The sequence below is a fragment of the Agathobaculum sp. Marseille-P7918 genome (assembly GCF_964248325.1).
Taxonomy (GTDB): Bacteria; Bacillota; Clostridia; order Oscillospirales; family Butyricicoccaceae; genus Agathobaculum.
This window is the reverse complement of the sequence record NZ_CAXTXI010000001.1, coordinates 1-25,416: the sequence shown is the minus strand read 5'-3', so window position 1 is coordinate 25,416 and position 25,416 is coordinate 1. Positions and strand designations below refer to the sequence as shown.

Annotated in this window: 26 protein-coding genes, 3 pseudogenes and 1 riboswitch; of the genes and pseudogenes, 19 read left to right on the top strand and 10 right to left on the bottom strand. The window is 48.5% G+C overall.

The annotated features are described in order from the left end of the window. Positions 1-8: 8 nt before the first annotated feature. The 3 genes from metF to ACESSO_RS00135 are packed head-to-tail and all read left to right on the top strand — an operon-like array spanning position 9 to position 3,888. On the top strand, positions 9-869 hold the full coding sequence (metF, locus tag ACESSO_RS00145; protein ID WP_373162927.1) for a methylenetetrahydrofolate reductase [NAD(P)H]: 861 nt from the start codon (positions 9-11) through the stop codon (positions 867-869). Beyond that, positions 866-1,513 carry a Vitamin B12 dependent methionine synthase activation subunit gene (locus ACESSO_RS00140; protein ID WP_373162926.1) on the top strand — a complete coding sequence of 216 codons (648 nt, stop codon included), beginning with the start codon at positions 866-868 and terminating at the stop codon, positions 1,511-1,513. The genes metF and ACESSO_RS00140 overlap by 4 nt, the downstream gene beginning before the upstream one ends. A 2-nt stretch (positions 1,514-1,515) precedes the next feature. After that, positions 1,516-3,888, top strand: coding sequence for a homocysteine S-methyltransferase family protein (locus tag ACESSO_RS00135; protein ID WP_373162924.1), 2,373 nt, complete (start codon positions 1,516-1,518; stop codon positions 3,886-3,888). A gap of 277 nt (positions 3,889-4,165) precedes the next feature. Here ACESSO_RS00135 and ACESSO_RS00130 read toward each other — a convergent pair whose 3' ends face one another. The 5 genes from ACESSO_RS00130 to ACESSO_RS00110 are packed head-to-tail and all read right to left on the bottom strand — an operon-like array spanning position 4,166 to position 7,048. Next, entirely contained in the window at positions 4,166-5,038 is an 873-nt protein-coding gene (locus ACESSO_RS00130; RefSeq protein WP_373162923.1) for an IS3 family transposase, read from the bottom strand. Next, positions 5,011-5,241, bottom strand: a complete 231-nt coding sequence (locus tag ACESSO_RS00125) for a helix-turn-helix domain-containing protein (protein ID WP_373162922.1) — start codon at positions 5,239-5,241, stop codon at positions 5,011-5,013. Before ACESSO_RS00125 ends, ACESSO_RS00130 begins: the two co-directional genes overlap by 28 nt. Next, a complete protein-coding gene (locus ACESSO_RS00120; protein WP_373162920.1) occupies positions 5,228-5,461 on the bottom strand; it encodes a transposase in 234 nt (77 codons plus the stop codon). Before ACESSO_RS00120 ends, ACESSO_RS00125 begins: the two co-directional genes overlap by 14 nt. Before the next feature lie 53 nt (positions 5,462-5,514). Next, positions 5,515-6,531, bottom strand: coding sequence for a helix-turn-helix transcriptional regulator (locus tag ACESSO_RS00115; protein WP_373162918.1), 1,017 nt, complete (start codon positions 6,529-6,531; stop codon positions 5,515-5,517). After that, positions 6,524-7,048, bottom strand: a complete 525-nt coding sequence (locus ACESSO_RS00110; RefSeq protein WP_373162916.1) for an O-acetyl-ADP-ribose deacetylase — start codon at positions 7,046-7,048, stop codon at positions 6,524-6,526. Before ACESSO_RS00110 ends, ACESSO_RS00115 begins: the two co-directional genes overlap by 8 nt. A 135-nt stretch (positions 7,049-7,183) precedes the next feature. On the opposite strand from ACESSO_RS00110, the gene ACESSO_RS00105 reads away from it, so the two are divergent. Next, positions 7,184-8,206, top strand: a complete 1,023-nt coding sequence (locus ACESSO_RS00105) for a tyrosine recombinase XerC (protein ID WP_373162914.1) — start codon at positions 7,184-7,186, stop codon at positions 8,204-8,206. A gap of 57 nt (positions 8,207-8,263) precedes the next feature. Here ACESSO_RS00105 and dapB read toward each other — a convergent pair whose 3' ends face one another. Genes dapB through asd form a run of 3 tightly spaced genes read right to left on the bottom strand, consistent with a single transcriptional unit; the run spans position 8,264 to position 11,050 of the window. Continuing rightward, the gene (gene dapB, locus ACESSO_RS00100) at positions 8,264-9,031 is read right to left on the bottom strand and encodes a 4-hydroxy-tetrahydrodipicolinate reductase (protein WP_373162912.1); all 768 of its coding nucleotides are present in this window, start codon (positions 9,029-9,031) and stop codon (positions 8,264-8,266) included. A 31-nt stretch (positions 9,032-9,062) separates the two neighbouring features. Beyond that, entirely contained in the window at positions 9,063-9,953 is an 891-nt protein-coding gene (gene dapA, locus ACESSO_RS00095; protein ID WP_373162910.1) for a 4-hydroxy-tetrahydrodipicolinate synthase, read from the bottom strand. Positions 9,954-9,967: 14 nt separating this feature from the next. Further along, complete coding sequence (gene asd / locus ACESSO_RS00090) at positions 9,968-11,050, bottom strand: aspartate-semialdehyde dehydrogenase (RefSeq protein ID WP_373162909.1); 1,083 nt, start codon at positions 11,048-11,050, stop codon at positions 9,968-9,970. 135 nt (positions 11,051-11,185) lie between these two features. After that, positions 11,186-11,367, bottom strand: a riboswitch (Lysine riboswitch). 81 nt (positions 11,368-11,448) lie between these two features. On the opposite strand from asd, the gene ACESSO_RS00085 reads away from it, so the two are divergent. From ACESSO_RS00085 to ACESSO_RS00015, 15 genes and pseudogenes are all read left to right on the top strand, one after another. Next, entirely contained in the window at positions 11,449-13,143 is a 1,695-nt protein-coding gene (locus tag ACESSO_RS00085) for a SpoIID/LytB domain-containing protein (protein ID WP_373162908.1), read from the top strand. Between the two features lie 62 nt (positions 13,144-13,205). Beyond that, the gene (gene queA / locus ACESSO_RS00080; protein ID WP_373163611.1) at positions 13,206-14,231 is read left to right on the top strand and encodes a tRNA preQ1(34) S-adenosylmethionine ribosyltransferase-isomerase QueA; all 1,026 of its coding nucleotides are present in this window, start codon (positions 13,206-13,208) and stop codon (positions 14,229-14,231) included. Between the two features lie 47 nt (positions 14,232-14,278). After that, positions 14,279-15,421 (top strand): tRNA guanosine(34) transglycosylase Tgt, encoded by a 1,143-nt coding sequence (gene tgt, locus ACESSO_RS00075; RefSeq protein ID WP_373162906.1) that lies wholly within the window; start codon positions 14,279-14,281, stop codon positions 15,419-15,421. 93 nt (positions 15,422-15,514) lie between these two features. Continuing rightward, positions 15,515-17,077 (top strand): oligosaccharide flippase family protein, encoded by a 1,563-nt coding sequence (locus ACESSO_RS00070; RefSeq protein WP_373162904.1) that lies wholly within the window; start codon positions 15,515-15,517, stop codon positions 17,075-17,077. A gap of 110 nt (positions 17,078-17,187) precedes the next feature. Next, positions 17,188-18,312, top strand: coding sequence for a class I SAM-dependent RNA methyltransferase (locus ACESSO_RS00065; protein WP_373162903.1), 1,125 nt, complete (start codon positions 17,188-17,190; stop codon positions 18,310-18,312). A gap of 186 nt (positions 18,313-18,498) precedes the next feature. Continuing rightward, positions 18,499-18,783: a co-chaperone GroES gene (gene groES / locus ACESSO_RS00060; protein WP_110436870.1), complete on the top strand. Its 285-nt coding sequence runs from the start codon at positions 18,499-18,501 to the stop codon at positions 18,781-18,783. 28 nt (positions 18,784-18,811) lie between these two features. Beyond that, positions 18,812-20,437 carry a chaperonin GroEL gene (gene groL / locus ACESSO_RS00055; RefSeq protein ID WP_373162901.1) on the top strand — a complete coding sequence of 542 codons (1,626 nt, stop codon included), beginning with the start codon at positions 18,812-18,814 and terminating at the stop codon, positions 20,435-20,437. A gap of 455 nt (positions 20,438-20,892) precedes the next feature. After that, entirely contained in the window at positions 20,893-21,078 is a 186-nt protein-coding gene (locus ACESSO_RS00050) for a hypothetical protein (RefSeq protein ID WP_373162899.1), read from the top strand. A gap of 18 nt (positions 21,079-21,096) precedes the next feature. Next, positions 21,097-21,234, top strand: a pseudogene (locus ACESSO_RS00045) (PAAR-like protein); the annotation flags it as partial. A gap of 67 nt (positions 21,235-21,301) precedes the next feature. After that, positions 21,302-21,475 carry a PAAR-like protein gene (locus tag ACESSO_RS00040; protein ID WP_373162898.1) on the top strand — a complete coding sequence of 58 codons (174 nt, stop codon included), beginning with the start codon at positions 21,302-21,304 and terminating at the stop codon, positions 21,473-21,475. A 13-nt stretch (positions 21,476-21,488) separates the two neighbouring features. Beyond that, on the top strand, positions 21,489-21,671 hold the full coding sequence (locus ACESSO_RS00035) for a hypothetical protein (protein ID WP_373162896.1): 183 nt from the start codon (positions 21,489-21,491) through the stop codon (positions 21,669-21,671). An 83-nt stretch (positions 21,672-21,754) separates the two neighbouring features. Further along, positions 21,755-21,949 (top strand): hypothetical protein, encoded by a 195-nt coding sequence (locus ACESSO_RS00030; RefSeq protein ID WP_373162894.1) that lies wholly within the window; start codon positions 21,755-21,757, stop codon positions 21,947-21,949. A gap of 84 nt (positions 21,950-22,033) precedes the next feature. Then, a pseudogene (locus ACESSO_RS00025) lies at positions 22,034-22,423 on the top strand (ATP-binding protein). A 135-nt stretch (positions 22,424-22,558) separates the two neighbouring features. Beyond that, the gene (locus tag ACESSO_RS00020; protein WP_373162893.1) at positions 22,559-22,732 is read left to right on the top strand and encodes a hypothetical protein; all 174 of its coding nucleotides are present in this window, start codon (positions 22,559-22,561) and stop codon (positions 22,730-22,732) included. A 33-nt stretch (positions 22,733-22,765) separates the two neighbouring features. Beyond that, positions 22,766-23,200, top strand: coding sequence for a transposase (locus ACESSO_RS00015; protein ID WP_373162892.1), 435 nt, complete (start codon positions 22,766-22,768; stop codon positions 23,198-23,200). Between the two features lie 1,162 nt (positions 23,201-24,362). On the opposite strand, the pseudogene ACESSO_RS00010 reads toward ACESSO_RS00015, so the two are convergent. Together ACESSO_RS00010 and ACESSO_RS00005 are read right to left on the bottom strand one after the other, a co-directional pair. Next, positions 24,363-24,575 (bottom strand): annotated as a pseudogene (locus ACESSO_RS00010) (MobA/MobL family protein); the annotation flags it as partial. A gap of 123 nt (positions 24,576-24,698) precedes the next feature. Continuing rightward, complete coding sequence (locus ACESSO_RS00005) at positions 24,699-25,220, bottom strand: hypothetical protein (protein ID WP_373162890.1); 522 nt, start codon at positions 25,218-25,220, stop codon at positions 24,699-24,701. Positions 25,221-25,416 lie beyond the last annotated feature (196 nt).

The following is a 25,416-nucleotide window of genomic DNA, read 5'->3' as shown; positions in this document are numbered from 1 at the left end:
TATGCGCTATGAAGATTTCAGATATTTTAAAGCAAGATAGAGTCACGCTATCGTTTGAAGTATTCCCGCCAAAGACCAGCAGCAGCTATGAATCGGTTGCACGCGCAACGCAGGAAATTGCAGCGCTGCATCCGGATTTTATGAGCGTTACTTACGGTGCCGGCGGTGGTACCAGTGAACATACGGTGCAGATTGCGGCAGATCTTCATGCGCAATACGGCGTGAATGTACTTACACATTTAACGTGTGTCTCCTCTACGCGGCAGCATGTATCCGCCATGCTGGAAAAATTCAAGCAGCAGGGCATTGAAAATGTGTTGGCGCTGCGCGGTGATATCCCGACAGGTGGAGCACCGGAAAATGATTATCATTATGCTGCAGAGTTGGTGCGGGATATCAAATCGCAGGGAGACTTTTGCGTTGGCGGCGCATGTTATCCCGAAGGACATGTGGAAGCAGCCAATAAAACAGAAGATATTTTGCATTTGAAGGAGAAAGTGGATGCTGGATGCGAATTTCTAACTACACAAATGTTCTTCGACAACAATATTCTGTATAATTTCCTGTATCGCATTCGTGAAAAAGGGATTACCGTGCCGGTCATTGCAGGAATCATGCCGGTAACCAATGTCAAGCAGATTAAGCGTATCACTTCGATGTCGGGAACCTATCTGCCTGAGCGCTTTAAGGCGATCGTTGATCGCTTCGGTGAGAATCCGGAGGCGATGAAGCAGGCCGGTGTCATTTACGCAACCGAGCAGATTATCGATCTGATTGCAAATGGTGTCAATCACATTCATGTCTACTCGATGAACAAGCCGGAAGTCGCCGCTGGTATTCAGGCCAGCCTGTCGGAGATACTTAAATGATTGAATTTGAACGCAGTGAAGCACTGCGATACTTAGGATATCGCAATAATGTGCAGCCGGATGAGGCTGTGCAGCAGAGCCTTGATCGATGCGCAGAGGAATTGCAGAATGTGGTGGCGCCCAAATCGGTTTTTCAGGCTTTTCCGTTAATGCATCCGGTGGAAGGAACACTTAAATTAGCGGATATATTTATTCGCAGCAAAAACCTATCCCGTACGCTCAAAGGCTGTACCAGTGTTTATTTGATGGCGGCAACGCTGGGAATTGGTGTGGACCGTTTGATTTCTCGTGCCAGCGCAGTTCGGATGAGTGATGCGGTAATTTATCAGGCGGTTGCGGCGGCCATGATCGAGTCCTATTGCGACGAGGTAAACGATACATTGCGTCAGGAAGCGGAGCGTGTTGGATTGTACTGTCGTCCCCGATTCAGTCCCGGATATGGTGATTTTCAAATTGAGCATCAAAGGGACTTCAGTCGTCTGCTGGATACGCCTAGAAAAATAGGCTTAACTGTTACCGAGAGCTGCTTGCTCGTCCCGATTAAGTCTGTAACGGCAGTCATTGGTCTGTCCAATTCACCGCAGCCCTGTCATCGAAAAGGCTGTGAGGAATGCGAAAAAACCGATTGTGCATTTAGGAGATAAAGATGAGTATAAAGGAAAAGCTGGGCCGGGAATGGCTGTTTTTCGACGGCGGTACCGGCACGATTTTGCAAGAACATGGTCTTGCAGCGGGAGAATTACCGGAAACATGGAATCTGACGCATCCCGAGGAGATTGTGGCGTTGCACTGCGGCTATTTGGAGGCCGGAAGTGATATTATCAATACCAACACCTTTGGCGCCAATGCGCTGAAATATCCGGATAATCTGCGGGAGATTGTGGAAGCAGCTGTTATGCACGCAAAAAAAGCGCGGGCATTGTCTGGTCGGAGTGACGCTTTCATTGCGCTGGATATTGGACCGACCGGCCGCCTCCTTCAGCCGATGGGAGATCTGCCATTTGAGCGTGCGGTTGAACTGTTCGGTGAAGTGGTTCGTATTGGTGCGGCAGCTGGGGCGGATCTGGTTCTGATTGAGACCATGAGCGACAGCTATGAGGCGAAAGCCGCTGTTTTAGCAGCCAAGGAGAACTGCGACCTTCCAGTGTTCGCTACGATGATCTTTGATGAAAAAGGGAAGATGCTGACCGGCGGCACAGTGGACTCGGTGGTAGCGATGCTGGAGGGGCTGCGTGTGGATGCGCTAGGCGTCAACTGTGGATTGGGACCGGAACAGATGAAGCCGATCGTGCAGCGTTTAGTGCAGGTCAGTTCGCTTCCGATTATTGTCAATCCGAACGCCGGCTTGCCGCGCAGTGAGAACGGGAAAACCGTTTTTGATATTGACGCGGATACATTTGCACAGCTTATGGCAGAAATTGCGGATATGGGTGTACATGTGTTAGGCGGCTGCTGCGGTACGACGCCGGATCATATTCGCAGCATGATTGAGAACTGTAAAAACAAACCCATGATGCCGGTTGTTCAGAAGCATCGTTCGGTTGTTTCATCCTTTTCACAGGCAGTAGAGATCGGGAAAAAACCGGTGATCATCGGAGAACGGATTAATCCGACGGGCAAGAGCAAATTCAAAGCAGCCCTGCGCGATAATAACATTGAATATATTTTGGCTGAAGGTCTCACACAGGAGGATAGCGGTGCACATATTCTGGACGTAAATGTCGGTCTTCCTGAGATTGACGAGCCGAAGATGATGGAGTCTGTTGTGTCTCGCCTGCAAAGTGTGTTGGCACTCCCGTTGCAAATCGATACCTCCAATACAGAAGCAATGGAGCGTGGGATGCGGTTGTATAACGGCAAACCAATGATTAATTCAGTCAGCGGAAAAATGGAGAGCATGCGAGCCGTATTTCCGCTGGTACAAAAATACGGCGGCGTGGTTGTAGGGCTGGCGCTGGATGAGAACGGGATTCCTGACACAGCGGAAGGTCGCGTGCAAATCGCCCGAAAAATTTATGAAACAGCGGCAGCATACGGCATTTCGCGTGATGATATTGTAATTGATGGGCTTGCAATGACGATTTCGTCAGACAGCAGGTCGGCGCTTGTCACGCTGGAAACTTTACGACGGATACGAGATGAGTTGGGCGGGCATACCATTTTAGGTGTATCCAATATTTCTTTCGGGTTACCACAGAGAGAGATTATCAATGCCAATTTCTTTACCATGGCGTTGCAAAACGGGTTGTCATGCGCAATTATCAATCCCAACGCAGAAGCCATGATGCGTTCCTATCGTGCATTTCTTGCGCTGACCAATCAGGATGCACAATGCAGCGAGTATATTGCAGCTTATGGCAATCAGCCTGCGGCAATGCCGCAAAGTATATCATCCGGCGTAGATATGACGCTGGGCGAAAGCATTGAGCGCGGACTGAGCGAACGCGCTGCGCAGGCGACTCGCGAGGCGCTCGGGCAAACCGAACCGTTGGAAATTGTTAATACCGAACTGATACCGGCGCTGGATCGTGTTGGCAAGGGCTTCGAAAAAGGAACGATTTTTCTCCCTCAGTTATTGATGAGTGCAGAGGCTGCCAAAGCCGCATTTGAGGTAGTCAAAGACGCGATGCGTGGTGCGCCGCAGCAGACTCGCGGAAAGATTATTCTTGCAACGGTAAAGGGAGATATCCATGATATCGGCAAGAATATTGTGAAGGTGCTGCTGGAAAACTACGGTTATCAAGTGATTGACCTCGGAAAAGATGTCGATCCGGCGTTGATCGTACATACAGCAAAACAGGAGAACATTCAACTGGTAGGGTTGAGCGCATTGATGACGACTACTGTTGTCAGCATGGAGCAGACCATTCGGTTGCTTCGTGCAGAAAAGCCGGATACAAAAATTGTAGTTGGCGGCGCCGTGATGACGCAGGAATATGCAGATTCCATTGGCGCAGATTGTTATGCACGCGATGCAATGGCAACCGTTCACTTCGCCGATCGGGTATTTAAAGCATAAGAGAGCAGGGCTGTGGGAAATCCCACAGCCCTGCTGTATATTTGTTTCATGCGGCAGCGGCAAGTTCACTGAGCGCTTCCTGCTTATTATCGGCGGAAAACAGAAACTCGCCGTTTTCATCATATACCTCAATATGTCCATTTACATATTCCATCGAGCAGTTCATTTGCGGTTCTCCTTTCCTTTGATGTTCATAGTATACCAAAGGAAAAGTACTATAAAACGGACTTAATCATGTGCTGCTCCCTGTCAAGTAGACAGAAATTTAGGACACCAGCTATGCTGCTGCGCTTAAACGCATCTCCATAGGGGTCATTTTTGTAGCAAGCTGTATACGATCATGGTTATAAAAATAGATGTACTCGTCTACCAGTTCGGCTGCAGCTTGAATGGTCTGGGGTTTGGCTCGGTAAATGCACTCATTCCTCAGTAAGCTGAAAAAGCTTTCTGCGCAGGCATTGTCGTACGGACAGCCAATTGCAGACATAGAAGGAGTAATCCCATAAGCCTTTGTCACGTTATAGTAGGGTATAGATGAATATTGAAAACCGTTATCACTGTGCAAGATTAGACTTCCACTGTAATGCGAATTGCGGGCTGCATCCCGGATCGTATCAAGAACCAACTTTGCCGGCATTTGAGTTGCATAGCGATACCCCACAATGAATTTATCATACAAATCCTTGATGACAGACAGGTATAAGAATCCCTCTCCTGTCGGAATATAGGAAATGTCCGTCACCCACTTCTCGTTTGGCCTGGATGCGTGAAAATCCCGGTGAAGTAGATTTTCATAATGATGATACGTGTTCAAATCATAATGTCTGAAACGCTTCCTCTTAGGCATAGCCTGCAAACCATATTTTCTGGTAATGCGCAATACAGCTTTATAGTTGATAACAAGGCCGGTTTCCCGCAAAAGCCAGAGCTTTACCCGACGATAGCCATAAGTTTTATGTGTTTTTTCCTGACACTGCATGATCAGCTTGGCAATCGGTTCATCTCTGTCCGGTTGTCCTTGGCGGGACAGCCACTTGTAGTACCCACTCCGGGATACGCCCAATAATTCACATAGGGCCTGTACTGGGTATCTGTCTCGAAAACGATAGATCACTCTGAATCTTATCTCTTTGCATCCCGCCTCTCGCATTCGTTCAGAAAAGAACGCAGAACCTCGTTTTCCATTTTCAACTGATGGATGCGGTCTGCATCCGTTTTAGGTTCCACAGTCTTTGGCCTTCCACGCTTGCGTGTAGTGAGTCCTGCATACCCTTCTTTTGCATACCGACTTAGCCATTCCTTGATCATTCGATACTGGATCCCAGTTTCTTTCACCAGTTCAGCAATGGTCATAGTGTCGCTTTACCAGACTGAGTTTGAATTCTTTCGAGTAGTATTTGGTGGCAGCGATTCCTTTCTTGCCGTTTTCCCGATACTGCTTGAGCAAATAGCACAGGTAGGATTTGCTGATGCCATACTCCTCGCAGATTTCCTTCAGTGTCCTATGATGCTCTGTGTGTTCCTGAATGATTGCTATCTTCTGCTCATGAGAATAAGCTGCACCGTTCTTCATGTTCAACATCTCCTTAGCTGTATTCTACAGCAAGGTGTCCTGTTTTTCACTGTCTACTTAAAAGGGAGCATATCATTAAGAAGCTGTTTTAGCTGTTGCTGGAACTGCTGACGCACATCTTGCGGTTCCATGATTTGCACGCCGCCGCCCAAACCGAATACCCATGAGAAAAATTGTGGACTGACCGCAACCGTGACATTGACTGCGAAATATCCATCCTCCAAGGGCTGCACCATGAGCTCTGCGCCAAATCGGTCACGCAGCACGCCGATAAAGCGGTTTTCACATCGCAGACGAACGATTTTTTCTTCACCCGAGAACATACCAAAAATTTTTCGGGAATAATCTGCTGGATTGAAGTGGTCGTGGAAAAGGCGATGACCTTTGCGTGGTTGATCGGTCAATGCGATGTGCTCCATTTTGTCTACACGGTAATGGCGGATAGAATCTGATACCGGTTCATAGGCAATCATGTAATAGTTTTCGTCATCCCAGGTCAATGCCCAAGGACTGACCTGATATCGTGTCCCCCCGTGGCGATAGCGCTTCTGGATTCTCTCCTGCGCGCTGAAATTGAGCACCCATTCAAAATACTGAAAGGTAATCTGCACGCCGGCTGATATGGCAGCATGAAGTGTGTCAATATTGTAATAAATACTCTCGTTCATGGTCTTGATGCGGTCGGCAATATAGACCTGGCGCTGCAAAACACGTGCTTGCGGCTCACTGGCAAGAGATTCAATTTTGTGAATCAACTCATCGGATTTTTTTTCCGTGATAAAGCGGGAGCACTGGATAGCATCTACCAACAACTTCAGTTCTGGCAGTTCGAAATCACGCGAGGCAACATAGTACCCACCTCCGGGACCGCGCTGCAGTATGACATCCAGACCAAAATCCTGCAGAGCTGCGATATCCGAATAGATACTTTTACGTTCAGCTTCGATGCCGCAACGCGCCAGTGCACGCAGAATATCTTCCATGCTGAGTTTATGGTTCTCATCGGTTTTTTGCAGCAAGATTTGATATAAATAGAGAAGTTTCAACTTTTGATGCGGATTTTTAGCCATGCTGTTGCTCCGTTTCCTCAAGAGCCTGTCGATATGCAGCCAAAGTAGTGGTATCAAAACAAACCATGGTTACGCAGGCGATTTCGTTATGTGTTTGCAGATACTCGCGTATGGTAGCGATGGCGATGTGTGCTGCTCGATGCAATGGAAAATGATAAACGCCGGTGCTGATCGATGGGAATGCAACGGTTTTGCAGCCCAGTGTAGAGGCCTGCACAAGAGAATTGCGGTAGCAGGATGCCAACAGCCGATCTTCGTCTACCGCACCGCCATGCCAAATTGGGCCCGGTGTGTGAATGACATAACGACAGGGAAGACGGTATGCTTTTGTGGCTTTTGCTTCGCCTGTAGGACAACCACCGAGCTTACGGCATTCGGCCAGAAGTTCCGGTCCAGCGGCCCGATGAATTGCGCCATCTACGCCGCCGCCACCGAGCAAGGACGTGTTTGCAGCGTTTACAATAGCATCGGTTTGGCATTTCGTGATATCGCCTTGGATAATTTGCAGCCGTTCCATTTTGCAAACCTTCTTTCAGGGTGATTTATTGGACTTATTATACGTCTTGCATAGGAAAAATGCAAGTTTGACGGTTTGCAATCAATAGGCTATAATTAATATACATAAGAGTAAAAAGGCCAAGGAGGCACCGCGATGGAAAAACCAATGTCGCAATATGCCGCGGATGCGCCGCGTGTACTTAAGGATTTTTTGACCTATATTTCGACAATACAAGGAAAGTCAGCCAAAACAGCACATGAGTATTATCTGGATTTGCGGTTATTCTTTCGCGTTCTGAAGCACAATAAGGGACTTGTTCCGAACGACATGCCGCTCGACCAAATTCTAATTGAAGATATCGATATTGCTTTTTTAGAGCAGGTAACGCTATCGGACGCTTACGATTATTTGGAGTATATGTCCGGTGAACGGCCTACACAGCAGAACAGTGCGTTTACTGAGTATGGGCTGAGTGGAACATCCCGAGCACGTAAGGTGTCTGCGATTCGTGCGTTTTTTCGTTATCTGACAGATAAACGGCATGTACTTGAGCATAATCCGGTCAGTAATTTGGAGTCTCCGACGATTCGCAAAACGCTTCCGGTTTATTTAACCACGGATGACAGTATCCGACTATTGGAATCTGTGCAAGGGGAGTATGCAGAACGCGATTTTTGTATTCTCACGCTATTTTTAAATTGTGGTTTACGGGTTTCTGAGTTGGTTGGACTGAATTTAACGGATTTTCAAGGAGACACAGTGCGGGTTCTGGGCAAGGGCAATAAAGAACGCACGGTTTATCTCAATGATGCCTGTAAGCTAGCGCTGGAACGTTATTTACCGAAGCGGATTACGCCGCATGAGCGTGATAAAAATGCTTTGTTTATTAGCAGAAATCGAAATCGCATCAACGTGCAGACGGTGAAATGGCTGGTTAAAAAGCATTTGGAGGAGGCTGGACTGGACACGCAGAAATATTCTGCGCATAAATTGCGGCATACAGCTGCGACGCTGATGTATCAGAATGGCGTAGATATTCGCACGCTGCAAAATATTTTGGGGCATACCAGTGTTAATACTACTATGATTTACACACATATTGAAGACAGCAGTCTGCGGGAAGCAGCTGCCAAGAATCCATTGGCAACGGTAAAACCACAGGACAGCGAACAATAGGCAATAGATGAAAAAAGGCTGCACTGCTTTTAGCAGTGCAGCCTTTTCTTTGTTTTGTCAGTTGCTATGAGATGCAATGACATCGCTCATATCATAGATGCCAGGTTGTTTACAGCTAGCCATAAAGGCAGCGGCATCCACCGCGCCAACCGCAAACACTTCGCGGGAGAGTGCAGTGTGCTTGATTTCGATAATTTCGTCACGTCCGCAGAACAGAACGCTGTGCTCACCAACGATTGTGCCGCCCCGGATAGCGGAAATACCGATTTCATGTGCCGGGCGCTTTGCGCGGCGCTCATGGCGATCGTAGACATAATCTGCATCGTAAGGGAGCGCCTCCGCTACTGCGTCAGCCAGCATCAGTGCTGTGCCGGATGGTGCATCCAGCTTTTGATTATGATGCTTCTCGATAATTTCCACATCGTAATTTTCGCCGAGTACTGATGCAGATTTGCGGAGCAGTTCCATCATTAGGTTGATACCAATGGACATATTACCTGAACGGAATACCGGAAACTTTGCAGACGCTGTTCGGATATTCTGAAGTTGCTCCGATGAGTGTCCGGTTGTGCAGATAACGATCGGTGTATTGTGCTGCTCACAATAGGCCAATAAATGTTCTGTGCTTGAAGCATTGGAAAAATCAATGATGACATCGCATTTGCCCGGGAACTCGAATGGATCGGCATAAACCGGAAACTCAGCATGCTTCTCCGTGTTGATATCAAAGCCGGCAACGATTTCCATATCTTTTTTATTTGCTACAATATCGCTAATGACGCGGCCCATCCGGCCATTGCAGCCGGAAAGTGCAATTTTTAACATCTTTTTAAAACTCCTTTTAGGGAAAACAGGATCAGATTTTGCAGCCTGCAGCAGCCAGTTCCTGACGAATCAGCGCGATATGCTCTTCGGTTGGTTCAACGAGCGGCAGTCGCAGCGCGCCGACATCCCAACCGAGAATTTCCATTGCCTTCTTAACCGGAATCGGATTCACTTCACAGAACAGTGCGTCGATCAGATTATGATAGGCAAACTGCATCTTTGCTGCCTCCGGATAACGGTTCTGTAGGCAGAGTTGCGTCAAGTCGTGCGTTTCCTGCGGTGCAACATTGGAGAGTACGGAGATAACGCCCTTTCCGCCAAGAGCCATGAGCGGTACGATCTGATCGTCGTTGCCGGACCATACATTGAGGTTGTCACCACACTTTGCCATAGCGGCGGCAATCAGACTGAAGTTGCCGGACGCAGCCTTCAGACCATTGATGTTCGGGTGTTTGGATAACTCATACAGCGTATCTGCGGTAAAGCACACCCCGGTACGGCTGGGAACATTATACAGGATAATCGGTAAATCACAGCTATCTGCAATAGCGGTATAGTGTGCAATCAGACCGCGCTGAGTGGTTTTATTATAATATGGGGTTACCGAAAGGCCGCCGTCTGCACCGCATTCCTTGGCGAATTTTGTCAGCTGAATTGCATAGTTGGTATCGTTTGAACCAACACCAGCAATTACGGGAATACGATGGTTGACATATTCACAGCACCATGCAACAACTTCACGGTGCTCTTTGTCATGCAGGGTAGAGGATTCTCCGGTCGTGCCGCAAACAATAATTGCATCTGTGCCGTGTGCAATTTGGTAGTCAATAATGCGGCCAAACTCTTCATAGTTTACCTCACCGGTGGATTTGAACGGTGTAATAATGGCAATACCGGCGCCGGTAAAAATAGGATTCTTCATAAAAGCTACCTCCTTTAGCGGTCCATATAGCCTTCGGCACACAGTAACTCCGCCATCAGGACGGCACCGCCGGCCGCGCCGCGCAGAGTATTGTGCGACAGACTGACAAACTTATAATCGTACAGAACATCTTCGCGCAGACGGCCGATCGAAATGCCCATACCGCCTTCCAAATCGCGGTCGAGCTTGGTCTGCGGGCGGTTATCTTCTTCAAAATACGTCAGGAAATGCTCGGGAGCTGAGGGAAGATCTAATTCCTGCGCGCGGCCCTTATAGCTGCGCCAACGTGCAATCATCTCTTCCTTAGACGGTTTATTCTTAAATTTCACAAATGCTGCTGCCATATGGCCGTCAGAGCAGGCAACGCGCAGGCACTGGGAGGTAATGACAGGGGAGACAGCCGGTTCGATATGGTCGCCTTCAATGTGGCCCCAAACCTTCATCGGCTCTTTTTCGCTCTTTTCCTCTTCTCCACCAATGTAGGGAATGACGTTGTCGACCATTTCCGGCCAAGTATCGAAGGTCTTACCGGCGCCAGAAATCGCCTGATAGGTACAAACGGCAACCTCAGTTGGTTCAAAGTCCAGCAGTGCAGACAGTGCCGGCACATAGCTCTGAATAGAGCAGTTGGATTTGACGGCGATAAATCCGCGTTTGGTGCCAAGGCGCTTGCGCTGTGCCGGGATGATTTTTGCGTGATCGGCATTGATCTCGGGAATAATCATAGGTACATCGGGGGTCATGCGATTTGCGGAATTGTTGGAGCAAACGGGGCATTCCAGCTTTGCATATTTTTCTTCTAAAGCACGGATTTCGTCCTTTTTCATATCTACTGCACAGAAAATGAAGTCAACTTTAGACGCGATCTCCTCAGCATCGGCTGTTGCGTCGTACATAACCATATCTCTGTACTTTTTCGGCATCGGAACAGCCATCTTCCAACGGCCTTCGCAGGCTTCGGCATAGGTTTTACCGCGGTTGCGTGCGGAAGCGGCGAGTGCCACTACCTCAAACCAAGGATGGTTTTCCAAAAGAAGCGAAAAACGCTGTCCAACCATGCCTGTTGCACCGACAATGCCTACCTTGTAGTGATTCATTTTCATCAAATCCTTCCAAAAGATTTACTAACAAATTGATTTTTTTCCACACTGGGGGAAACAAAGAAAAATACCGGTTGAAAAACCGGTATGATCTATACTATAATAGAAAGAGTGGACAGGCCACAGCTTTCTAAACAGAATAGCTCTCCACCGGCATTTCTGCTGATGACAGACGCAGGGATATTCTCCGGAACGTCCAGCACAGCCTTGCCGCAACAAGAACCGGCTTCGGCGGAAGACCCTTTCTCGGCTGCTTAACGGGTTTACGGACCCTCCCAGACGATACTGATGAAAACCGCGCCTCTATCTGCGAAAATATACTTTTCGTTCTTATTGTAAGGTAAGGCAATTTATTTGTCAATAGAACGCACAAAAATTTAGAAGGAGTTGAAATAATGAAAAGGATTGTTTCCTTGCTGCTTTGTATCATCATATCACTTGGAGGCCTATGCGTCGTCCCGGCTTCTGCAGTTGATACTAATGTGATACTGCGTGTTGGTTTGACAATCAGCGGTGCAAGCAGCTTTGCAGACCCAAAACTGGAAAATGTATCCGGAGAGCCGACTGGTTATACCATCGGACAAATGCAGGGAACTGCATTTTCCGGCAGTACGTCGATTTCCTCTTCTCAGCTGACAATACAGCTGGTGAATGATGCTTTTCAGGTGAGTGATACTGCAACCGGAAAAGTGCTGTATACATCGCAGCAGGGGGCGGACCATCTGGCAATCCGACCGAACAGTGCATTGACCTGGTTTAAGGGTTATAAATGGAATGGCGACTTTGTTTATCGCCGCGCTTCCGGCAATAACCTTACAGTTATAAATTATGTCGGTCTGGAAGATTATGTGAAGGGCGTTTTGCCATACGAAATCAGTGCAGATTGGCCGGCAGAAGCGCAGAAGGCACAGGCGGTATGTGCACGTTCCTTTGCACTTGGCACGCATAAGCATACGAGTGCTGGATATGATTTGTGCAACACCACGAATTGTCAGATGTATCTTGGCACAAACCTTGCTACAGCCGAATCGGATGCTGCGGTAGAAGCAACACGCGGTGAATATTTGTCGTATGACGGTGAACTGGTTATCGGTTATTTCTTCTCTTCGGATGGTGGCGCGACAGAGGATGCGGTCAATGTTTGGGGAGGTGACTACCCCTATTTGCAAGGCAAAGTCGATCCCTATGAAACCTATGACAGCTCCTGGAGTGTAACCTTGACCGCTGACGAGGTGCGTCAAAAGCTGCTGAATGCAGGCTATACGATTGGTACGGTTGCAAATGTTGTGGTGACGAAACGCACAGATACTGACAATGTGAATGAGGTTACAGTAACTGATACGGATGGCAAAAAGGTGACCATTCAGCGTGACAGCGTGCGCACGGTTTTCGGATTGAATAGTATTCGCTATACCATCAAGCCGAATACGACTCAGTCAGCTTCCGCTGCATTGCCGCAGAGCACAAGCCTGAAAATCAGCCCGTCTACACATAAGGTGACGTTGGATGGAAAATCAGTAGCACCGCAAGGCTATAACATTGAGAACAACAATTATTATAAGCTGCGTGATATTGCTTACATATTAAACGGCACGAACAGTCAGTTTAATATAACATGGGATTCTGAAAACAGCCGCATCGTTCTGACCAGCGGCAAAGCATATCAGACAGTAGGCGGAGAGATGACCGATTCAGTGTCTTCGCAGATTACAAGCTGCATGCCGTCAAGTGCGACGATTGTGCTGGATGGGAAAACGGTGTCTCTGACAGGCTATCTGGTCAATGGCAACAATTATTATAAATTGCGTGATGTAGGTAGTGCACTAGGTTTTGGCGTAGATTATGATACGGACACGCAGACCGTTGTGATTGATTCGGATTCGTCTGGATCAGAGGACCCGGAGGGTCAGGCTGTCCCGGATCCGACCCCGGAACCTACGGTTCCGCCTGTCAGCTATACCTTTACCGGTTCGGGCTGGGGGCATAGCGTTGGCATGAGTCAGTGGGGCGCATATGCGATGGCGAAGCAAGGCTTTACCTACGAAGAAATTCTGAAATTTTATTATACCGGTATTTCGATTGCCGGTTGACAAACCTACCGTAAAGGAGGCGTATGGCATGGGCGCTCCGCGTGAGCGCCCATGCTTTTGCAATGAAAAAAAGCGATTTTTATTTTGATTTGCCGGAGCGTTTGATTGCACAGCACCCGTTGGAGCAGCGGGATGCGTCGCGATTGTTGGTTCTTGACAGGGCTGATGGTTCGGTGTCACACCGTCACTTTCGAGATTTGCTGGAGTATGTTCAACCAGGGGATTGCATGGTGTTTAACAATTCCCGTGTTATCCCGGCACGCTTGATGGGACATGCGGTCGGTAAGACAACACCGATTGAGGTTTTACTGCTGACTGATAAGGGAGACGGTCTGTGGGAATGTCTGACTCGTCCGGGACGAAAAACACGCGAGGGCGTAGAGTTGGTTTTCGGTGATGGAATATTGACCGCTACGGTCGAATCCGTGCAGCCAGACGGCAATAGACTGATTCGTTTCCATTATGACGGTATTTTTCTGGAAATTCTCGATAAGCTCGGCACTATGCCGTTGCCGCCCTATATCAAGGAGAAATTGGATGATCCGGAGCGATATCAGACGGTATACTCTAAGACACCCGGTTCTGCTGCGGCTCCGACTGCAGGGCTGCATTTTACACCTGAACTGCTTGAGAGTTTGCGAGAAAAGGGCGTGAAGCTGGCGTTCGTGACACTGCACGTCGGCCTTGGTACGTTTCGACCGGTCAAAGAAGAGGAAATCACGGATCATGTGATGCATTCGGAATACTATATCATGGACGAGCAGACCGCCGAACAGATTAACAGCACCCGAGAAAATGGAGGAAAAATCTGGGCGGTTGGAACAACAGCCTGCCGTACCTTGGAAACGATTGCTGACGAAAAAGGAAATGTGCGGCCGCAATCGGGCTGGACGGATATTTTTATCTATCCGGGATACCATTTCAAAGCGGTGGATCATCTGGTTACCAACTTCCATCTGCCGGAAAGCACCTTGATGATGCTGATTTCGGCTTTTGCCACTCGTGAAATGATTATGGAGGCTTATCGTCAGGCAATCGAGGAAGAGTATCGCTTTTTCTCTTTTGGAGATTCTATGCTGATTTTTTGAGATAAAACAAATATACGCGGCATTGTGCCGTATATGAAGAGGGAATTATGCAAATCGGAACATTTGAGTTGTTGAAAACCGAAGGAAATGCTAGAAGAGGCGTGTTTTGTACGGCGCATGGCATTGTGCAAACGCCGGTGTTTCAAAATGTTGGAACCGCCGGCGCTATTAAGGGTGCCGTAGACGCGTTTGATTTGAAAGAACTGGGTTGTCAGATTGAACTTTCCAACACGTATCATCTGCACGTGCGCCCGGGAGATCAGATTGTGAAACAAATGGGCGGCTTGCATCGCTTTATGCGTTGGGATGGGCCGATGTTGACTGATTCCGGTGGATTTCAGGTGTTTTCACTTGCGACGCTTCGAAAAATCAAGGAGGAAGGTGTGACCTTCCATTCCCATGTTGATGGCCGCAAGATCTTCATGGGGCCAGAAGAGAGCATGCGCATTCAATCCAACCTCGGTTCGGATATTGCGATGGCTTTTGATGAATGTATTGAAAATCCAGCACCGCGGGAGTATGTTAAGAATTCGATTGACCGCACAACGCGATGGCTCCGGCGCTGCAAAACCGAATTGGAGCGATTGAACAGTTTGCCGGATACAGTTAATCCGCATCAAATACTGTTTGGTATCAATCAGGGCGGTACCTATGATGATTTGAGAATCGAGCATATGCAGCAGATTGCTGAGTTAGATTTGCCTGGTTATGCCATTGGCGGTCTGGCAGTTGGCGAGAGTACTGAAGTGATGTATCACATTCTGGATGTGGTATTGCCGCATGCGCCGGCAAACAAACCGCGTTATCTGATGGGAGTAGGTACACCTTCCAATATCATTGAAGGCGTTGCCAGAGGAGTAGACTTCTTTGACTGCGTGATGCCGACGAGAAATGCGCGGCACGGGCATTTGTTTACGCATAACGGCATTCTTAATATTATGAATGCCAAATATCAAACAGATGACCGTCCTATTGAGGAGGGCTGCCAGTGTCCGACCTGTCGTAGGTTCTCGCGTGCATATCTGAGGCACTTGCTCAAGAGTGGAGAAATGTTGGCGCAGCGCTTGCTGGTGATGCATAACCTTTGGTTCTATAATCATTTGATGCAGGAGATTCGAGATGCGCTGGACAATGGTACGTTCGCCGCTTTCCGTGCAGAGTATAGTGAGAAAATGAGCAAACGGATTTAATAATATATAGGCCGGATTCCTTGTGTGAATCCGGCTTTTTAATTCATATTTCTGCTTTTCACAGCATACTTTGTTTTGAAATGGGGTTTTGCCGTGAGAATTCAGAAAAAGACCATTCTATATGCTGCAGGTGTTTTGGCTTGCGGAAATATTGTGCTGCAGGCGCTCGGGTTTCTGTATCGTGTCCTGCTCAGCCATTATGCAGGTGCGGAAGGCCTTGGTGTCTATCGGTTGGTGCATTCCGTCTATTTGGTGTGTAACGCTGGATGCCTGTCCGGCATTACCATGGCATGCTCTCGGCTAAGCGCAGCAAGTGAAGCGCGAGGGGAACGGGGTAAGATTGGCATGATTCTGCGGCTGGCATTTCTGGTTTTCTTTTCCGCCTGCTTGTTCTGTGGAGCATGTTTACTGCTGGGAGGAAAGTGGATTGCATCTGATATCCTGGGCGATGGACGCTGCGCACGTGCGTTTCCGTTTATGCTGCTTTGCCTTGCGTTGACTGGTATAGAGAATATCTTTAAATCACTGTTCATTGGTTTGGAGCGGATGCAATACGCAGCAACTTCCGAGGTTTGCGAACAGTTGATTCGTATTGCCACGGTTTGGTTTTTGCTTTATCAGTATCAGGGTAAGGATTATGGTACCATCGCCATGCTAATATTTGCCGGTATGGTAATCAGTGAGATATTCAGTGCTGCTTTTTTGAGCTTTCTGTTTCGGAATTGGAAAATGCCGGATGTTAAACAAGTATCGATGGAAAGAGAAACGGTACGGCAGTTTTTCTTTATTGCACTTCCTGTTTCCGCATCGGCTTTGCTGGGTAATGCGATTAGCTCGGCCGGCTCTATTCTGTTGCCCAAGCGGCTGATGGTTGCTGGGCTGAGCTATGAGCAGGCATTATCCGCGCTGGGAGTTCTGTCCGGCATGGCAATGCCGCTGTTGCTGCTCCCCATTGCCTTGGTCAGCTCGGTTTGCACGGCGTTGCTGCCGGCTGTGACTGGCGCACAAGCTACAGGAAATTGCAAACGGGTACGGGCGTTGGTTGGCAGAGCGATAACAACGGTTGGTCTGATTGCAATGCCGGCAACTGCGGTTTTGATTCCGCTTGCACCCAAACTCAGTGTGCTGTTTTTTGGACAATCGCTAAGTATGCCCTATGTGTCGCTTTTGGGCGCCACAGCAATGGTCTGCTATTATCAAATGGCATCCGGTAGTTTGCTCAATGCACTTGGCCTGCAACATTGGAATGTAGTAATCTCGGTGGGAGCGGAGCTGTGTCAGGTGATTTTGATGTATCATTGGTGTGCTTTTCCGTGGATGGGTATATATGGCTATCTCATTGCTATGTTGCTTACAGGAGTCGCAGCTTTTCTGCTGAATTTTATTATTCTTTATCGGAAAGTTGGTTTTTCACTGCGACCAATTCGACGATTTGGCGTTCCGTTGTTTTGTGGAACAGCGTTGTTTTTTTGGACGCGTGTTTTCTATCGGATGTTTTCACAGATTTGTTATTCCGATATCACAGTGCTGGTGTGTACGGTTGTCAGTGTGGGAATTCTATATATCATTGTGCTGCGCCTAATGGGAATTCGGTTACTATATTATTTATCCAAACGAATCGAAAGACCGTATTTGCCTAGACTTCATATGTGGTGAACAGCTTGACAAATGTGCATGAAACAGATAAGATAAACACATAATATGACGGCTCCTGCCCGCGATTCCGGCAGGAGCCTTTTTGTAGGAGAAAAGGGGGAGTACATGACATGGAATTAACCATGTGTTGCCCGACGCTATTCGGACTGGAAGGCATTGTGGCGGATGAGTTGCGTTTTGGTGGTAAATTGAATGATGTACATGCTGAAAACGGTCGCGTAGTGTTTGAGGGAGACGAAAATACACTGGCATGGGCCAATCTCAATTTGCGTTGCGCAGAGCGTGTATTGATTCGGCTGGGCATGTTTCCCGCCAAAACATTCGATCAACTGTTTGAGGGAGTACGCGCGTTGCCGTGGGAGCAGTTTATTCCCAGAGACGCCGCGTTCCCGGTTAAAGGACATAGCTTGAATTCTGCACTGCACTCTGTACCGGACTGCCAGAAGATTATAAAAAAAGCAGTGGTATCCCGATTGGGAGAATGCTATCATCAAAGCTGGTTTGAGGAAAGCGGCGCTAAATATCAGATCCAGTTTGCGATTATGCGTGATACGGCGGAACTATACTTGGATACTTCGGGCGCGGGTCTGCATAAGCGCGGCTATCGTGCCAACAGCAACGCGGCACCGCTGCGGGAAACGCTGGCAGCGGCACTGGTTAAAGTAGCTCGTTGGCGAGGAAGAGAACCGTTTCTCGATCCGTTCTGTGGGTCGGGTACGATTGCAATTGAGGCTGCTATGATTGCGCAGCGGCGTGCGCCGGGCCTGATGCGTGCATTTGATGCGGAAAAATGGACTTGCTTTGATGCATCCGTCTGGCGTCAAGCGAGGGAAGATGCTATCGGCATGGCTGATGGCAGTGCGCGTTTTGACATTGTCGGCAGTGATGTTGATTCTGCCTGTGTGCAACTGTCGATTGAGAATGCACGCAAGGCGGGCGTGGCCAATACGGTATTTTTTGAGCAGGCAGATGCCGTTGCAAGGGATTACACTCGGAATGGAGTGTTAATCGCAAATCCGCCTTATGGTGAACGCCTGCTTGACCTACAGGAAGCAGAGGCATTGTACCAAAAGTTTGGTCTTGCGGTTGAAAAATCTCCAATGAAGCAGTATATTCTCAGCTCAGATCCGCTATTTGAACGTTGTTTTGGCAGAAAGGCGGATAAACGCAGAAAACTCTATAATGGCATGATCAAATGCGAGCTGCATATGTATTTTAAGCACTCGAAACACTGAATTGCTAACTGAAAAAATATATCCAGTCAATTCATAAAAAATTCATAAATTTTTTGACGGATTTTCCAAATAACCTCTTGCCAATTGGCAAAAGTTGATGTAATATAATAGTCGAGTTAGCACTCTTGTTATATGAGTGCTAAACAGTGGCTTTGTTAATATTATTTTTCATAGGAGGCATCCGTTATGAAACTCAAACCCCTTTGCGATCGTGTTGTGATCAAGATGGTAGAGGCAGAGGAAACTACTGCTAGCGGAATTATTCTTACTGCATCGGCGCAGGAAAAGCCGCAGGTTGCTGAGATTATTGAGGTCGGCCCGGGTGGCGTGGTAGATGGTAAGGAAATTAAGATGGAAGTTCAGAAGGGACAGAAGGTCATCACCGGCAAGTACACCGGCACTGAGGTAAAACTGGACGGCGAAAAATATATTATTGTTCGCCAGAGCGATATTCTTGCAATTGTTGAGTAAGAACCGGTATTTCAGGAGGTAATATATCATGGCAAAACAGCTTATTTACGGCGAGGATGCGCGCAAGGCACTGCAGCGCGGCATCGATCAGCTCGCTGATACGGTAAAGGTTACGATTGGTCCGAAGGGCCGTAATGTTGTACTCGATAAGAAGTATGGCGCGCCGCTGATTACGAACGACGGTGTGACTATCGCCAAGGAGATCGAGTTGGAAGACCCGTACGAGAACATGGGTGCACAGCTGGTCAAGGAAGTTGCAACTAAGACCAATGATGTGGCTGGTGACGGCACCACGACGGCAACCGTTCTGGCGCAGGCATTTGTGCGTGAGGGATTGAAGAATGTTGCAGCTGGTGCAAATCCGATGGTGATGCGCCGTGGTATCTCCAAGGCGGTTAATGCGGCGGTGGAAGCAATCGCTAAGAATTCTAAGACCGTGGACGGCACTAATGATATCGCCCGTGTTGGTGCGATTTCTTCCGGTGATGATGAGATTGGCAAGCTGATTGCAGAGGCAATGGAGAAGGTCTCTACCGATGGTGTAATTACGGTTGAGGAGTCTAAGACTGCAGAGACCTATTCCGAAGTTGTGGAAGGCATGCAGTTTGATCGTGGCTATGTTACTCCCTATATGTGCACCGATACCGAGAAGATGGAAGCAAACTTGGATGATGCACTCGTGCTGATCACCGATAAGAAGCTTTCCAACATTCAGGAACTGCTGCCGATTTTGGAGCAGGTTGTTAAGTCTGGCAAGAAGCTGCTCATTATCGCTGAGGATATTGAGGGTGAGGCACTGTCCACTTTGATTGTCAACCGTCTGCGCGGCACTTTCACCTGTGTTGCAGTCAAGGCACCGGGCTTCGGCGATCGCCGCAAGGATATGCTGCGAGATATCGCTATCCTGACCGGCGGTACGGTTATTTCTGAGGAAGTCGGCATCGAACTGAAGGATGCAACCATGGATATGCTTGGCTCCGCACGTCAGATCAAGGTTACCAAGGAAACCACCACAATTGTGGATGGTGCTGGTGACAAGCAGGCCATTGCAAACCGCGTAACGGAAATCCGCGGCGCAATTGAGCGTACTACTTCGGATTTTGACCGCGAGAAGTTGCAGGAGCGTCTGGCAAAGCTGGCTGGCGGCGTTGCAGTTATCAAGGTTGGCGCAGCGACTGAGACTGAAATGAAGGAAAAGAAGCTGCGTATTGAGGATGCGCTGAACGCGACTCGTGCAGCAGTGGAAGAAGGCATCGTTGCCGGCGGCGGTGTTGCATACGTCAACGCAATTGCAGCGGTTGAAGCACTGGCTGAGACGGCAGAAGGCGATGAAAAGACCGGTATGCAGATTGTTGCACGCGGTTTGGAAGCACCGATGGCCCAGATTGCCTTTAACGCTGGTATCGAGGGTGCCATTGTTGTAGATAAGGTTAAGAACTGCGGTAAAGTTGGCTACGGTTTTGATGCAGCTACGGAGACTTACGGTGACATGATTTCCAACGGTATCGTTGACCCGACCAAGGTTAACCGCTCTGCGTTGCAGAACGCGGCTTCGGTAGCTTCCATGGTTCTGACCACGGAAAGCTTGGTTGCTGATAAGAAGGAGCCTGTTGCACCTGCTCCGGCGGCTCCGGATATGGGCGGCATGTACTAAGTTTTGGCTAAAAAGATGCGATTTTGTTCCAAAACAATCTAAAAACGATTGAAAAGGCTGTTTAAGCCGCAAAATTATTTCGAAAAAAATGGATATATTTGGAACTTACGCCAAACTTACGCCAAATAAAAAAAGTACAGCATGGAAAAGTAAACTGAACCAGTAAAAACGGACAATGATAAAATACCTCCTGATGTAGGACATGTGAACTGCTACCCGTCAAGAGGACAGAGGAAAAATGTAAAGTTTTCTCGGCTGGCAGCCAATGTGCTGCCAGCCGCTTTTTATGCAGTGAGCACAACTTGTGCTTCTCCATCAGTGTCAGCACACTCAGGTTACGTTGCACACTTCGGGCGTTGCAGTAGGGAATGTAGCTCACAATCATTCCTTGTCGATGACAAAAAGTCCGAGCTGTTCAGCTGCAAGCAATAGAACAGGGTGAAGGAGCGCTGGCGGTGCCGTTGACAGTTTCCCATGCACGGGGACGCGGCTTGCTGCCCGCACAGCGATACCGGACGAATGCACAAGGGCAGATTCATGTGCTGCTGCGCAGTGCGGTCCGATTGGCCGTGTTTTATCAGCATAAAGTGCAGTATGCAGAATGCCAGACAGGCGAAAGTAGTGTTGAACTGCACTTTTGATGAAAGGAAGGGAATCTGATGGCAAATCCGGTGGTTAATACAGCAGTTTGCACCTGCTCGTTCGGAACAGTGCCTATGGCGCTGCCGGTTTCCTCACAGCAAACAGTGATGATGGGCGGGATGCTTGCTGCAACGATCATGGATAATAAATGCCCCACCTTCGGCATGTGTTGCAACCCTGCCAATCCAGCGGTAGCTGCGGCGAACAGCTGCGGCGTTAGGCGTGCTAACGCCGAGTGCGTGCGTTCCGGCCACCGTAGCGCCTTGGGCGCCGGGGGCGCCGACCGTATTGGTTGGCGGCAAGCCGCTTTTGAACAATACCAGCAAATTGATGTGCATGTATGGCGGCGTGATACAGGTGACTATGACGCCGGCGGTGACCGTGCAGACACCATAAAAGGAGGGACGCAATGCGGGCAGAAGAGATACGGCCGGTGGACTTGACAACCGGTACAGGGTATGACAGCCAGTGGGCGCTGATGCAGGATCTGTTAGTATGGCTGGATCTGCAGCTGTTTGAACGGTGCGGTTTGGATGCGTTTGAGCAGAATTGCGTTATTCTGACGTATGCTGCGGTGCTGGATCGCAAATAAGAAAAGCTGCTCGCTTATTTGCAGGATGATATGTCCCGGAAAGAGCCGGGACTGCGCTTGCAGCGCGGCTGCATTGGCTGACTGTGGAAATTGAACTGGAAGAACTGACTGAGAGCGAACGGCTGGAAGTGTTCAGTGTTGGCTTACAGGATGTGGCCCTAAGTGATGGGGTGACGGAAGAAGAAATGGCGGCGAAATTTCATTTTTCGCCGCAGCAGATTCGATTGGCTTGTCGTCAGGCGGCTGGCTGTCCGGCCTTGACAGGAAAATCACTCTAGATAGTGAAGCGCGGCACGCCGCCTGCTATTAGCAGTGGTGCATAAACTAGGGGGATTGGCACACCGCGTGCCGCCAGCCTACACATGGGAGGATGTTGTGCTACCCGCAGTGCAAAAGCGACTGATGCAGACCGCTACCGCGTATACTACCAGTGGGGCTTTGAAAGTAAAATCAGCTATGGCAGCGGCCTTTCCATTTTGTTTGCAGGTGCGCCCGGCACAGGTAAAACCATGTGCGCACATGTGATCGCATGGCAGCTCAACATGGAGATGTGAAAGATCAACATTTCGCAAGTGGTCAGTAAGTATATCGGTGAAACCGAGAAAAATTTACAGGCGATTTTCCGCGAACCGAAAAACTCCAACTGTATCCTGTTTTTCGATGAATGTGATGCGCTGTTTGGCAAGCGGAGCGAGGTAAAAGACGCGCATGACCGCAACGCCAATGTAGAAGTGGTGTATCTGCTTCAGTAGATTGAAAATATGACGGTGTGTGCAGCCGTGGGTGAGCTGAAAAAATGAGATCGTCGTGGTGCGCGAGGAACTGCAGGAATATGCAGATCTGCTACAGGATGAATAGGGATCGCACTACTGCGGAGGGGATATAAGATGAAACAACACCTAGAAAATACGCTGAGCGGCCGTCTGACCATACCGTGCATCTTGACGGCGCTGGCGCTGACCGCTGTTGATGTCCTGCTGGCTGTATATGTGTTGCCGGTGGTTGACGGATGGGTGACGGCGCTATGCATGGCGGCTGCAGGGGCTCTGGCGGCGATCTGATGGCTGAGGCAGCTCTGGGCGGAGGCGCTGTATATGGTGGTAGCACAGACCACGATCCGCAGCCGCCTGCGGCAAGGCCGCTCACTGGAGGAAACCATGGCGGACATGAATGCGCAGCGAGCTGGACAATCAGTATTGTCTGAACGCGTTGGTTGGCACGCTTGGCACATGTACATAGAGGAACGATATATCAAGCTTCTGGAGCAAGAAAAACCTGTTCTGGAGGCTTTATTTGTATGGGAAGATGATCTGAACAATAAAACCGACCTAAAATCTGCGCTGGGCAAGGCGCTGCATTATCTGCTGGAGCAGTGGACGTATCTGGTGCACTATCTGGATGATGGCAGATTGGAGAACAGCAATAATCGTGTTGAACGCAGCATCAAACCGTTTGAATGGGGTGAAGAAATTGGCTGTTTGCCAATTCTCTGGTGGGAGCGCAGTCCATCGCTGTGCTTTACAGTCTGATTGTAACCACGAAGGAAAACGAGCGGGATTCCTGTATCGTTAGCTGCTCTGGGTGCTTAGGGCAGCACTTAAGTCAATGCAGCAGGACAGTTTCTGGGCTGAGAAAATGACATTTGCCCTTGCACTGAATGTATGCAGGATTTCATAATAAGCAGCGCCGCGGTCCGGTGTCCTAAAAGGGAGTGGATTGCAGCACTGTTCATTCGTCCGGAGATTTGACAGTTACGAAAGAGCTATTGCAAAAAGATGAAGCGAGACAAGGTTTGCAGTTCTCAGGTAGAATGAAGTTGCGACACTAAACATTCGAAAAGAGGCAGCAAACCATGTCCGATAAAATTGTAAAACTGAATTAGGCGGTAATCAAGAGCGAGATTAAGAAACGTGTACAAGGCAGCGTAGAAGAACCTTCAACGAGTTGCTGGAAGTGGAAGCGGGGAAACTGATTCAGTCTGCCCAGTATGAGAGCAATGAGTAGCACTAATATGGTCATTATAACTGAAATGTCATCATTACTTGCGGAGATGTTATCATCAAGGTGCCCAAACTTGAGGAATCTTTTTTCAACTGCCAGCATTGAGCACCATCGTCGCTGGAAAGGTAGCACGAAAGAGGCTTTGTTGAAATGTGTTTAGTCGGGATGTCTGTCTGGCGTGTGGAGGACATTGCAAAGGGTATGTGGGGCAGCAGGGGCACGTTCATTAGCGAACTGAACAAAGAGGGGTATGTCCACATTGAAGATTGGCGAACCGCCCTTTGTGTAGGGCGGGTGTTACTCGTAAGTCTATGTGGATGGAATGTATCTGCGCCGTAATTGAGGCAGTGAGTTTGAGAATGTAGAAAGCGCTAACCGATTGTGATTGTCCATCGAACACGGGATTTGCATCCGTAGCAACAATGTCATTGAGTGGCTGAATCGAGAGCGCCGTCGCATTCGTGTAGCGGACAGTTTCCTGAACGGAAACGCTGCTCTCATCTGGTATACGCCTGACTGCACTACGTAGCCGGTATTCAGTCGGGCAACAAGAAGTGTATGAACATGAAGCATCTGAAGGCTGTCGCCTCAGGGGGGCTTTGGGTGATGTCCGAACAATCTGGGGCAGTTCACGATTGCTGACCGGCAAAACTTTATATTTTTTCTGTCCTCTTGACGGGTAGCAGTTCACTTCGGCGGGGCGTGGGGCGGCAGCATGATTTCTGTGTGGACGATTCCTCGTTTCTCGGAATAGTATTGCTGCTTTTGGTCGTACTCGGAAAACAGCCGTTCACCGCTCTGGTAAGTTGCGGCGGCTACGGCTGACTGGCGGTTGCTGCGCTGGACGATTTTTATATTATGGTGGGGACAGGGCGTAGCGGCTTCCTCCTTCCAGTGGTTGATTTTGGGTAAAAGAAAAGCAGGAGACCGTTTCTGATTTCCTGCTCGGTGGTGTCGCTGGTGGGCGGCAGATGTTCAGTTTTTGTGGTGGGACTGTCAACCCTATAAATAGGAATGTAACCGCTACTATTCCGCATGTGAGATTGCATTATCCAGTTTTCCAAAGCGTTTCAAGGCACGGATATAATCTGCAACAATAACATAGTTTTCTAAATCCTTTTCATCGACACCTTGAAATGCACGAAGCTCATCCCAAAGCATTGTGCTTCCCTCCACCAAATAAAAACCACTGCACAAATCCAAACCGACAAAAATTTTTGTAACCTCACCGCCCCATAAATCCGGGTGATCCTTATTTTCGGAAAGATAAAACTTATGTCCGTTTCCAATATTCTCAAGGTAAAAAGCTTTCGGTATTGGTAATTGGCCGGCAGGCAGTTTTTCTGCATAAATCTTATTCCGGGAAACATTTTCAGAAATAACCGTCAGCACCTTTTTATCCGTTATCTCTGTTAAAGAATAGTTGCTTTGCAAGTATTCCAAAAGGTCAGTGCCACTTTGTCGGTTAGGTTGAAGTAAAGCTTTGTGCCGCTCAAATGTGTTTTTCCATTCAGCCAGTATTTCTGGAGTTGGTTTCTGTGTGATCATTTTATTCTTCCCCAAGCAATAGGCATATATATCAAATACCGATTTGTTGTTGTTATTTTTATTATACTCTATCCAGCTGGGTAAGTATAGGATGATTTTGTAAACTTGTTGGACGGGAATGTAGGAGTACAATACATCTTGGACAGTTGAATAAAAAAAGGATGAAGGATAGGGCCTTATCGGTTAAAGTTGAGTT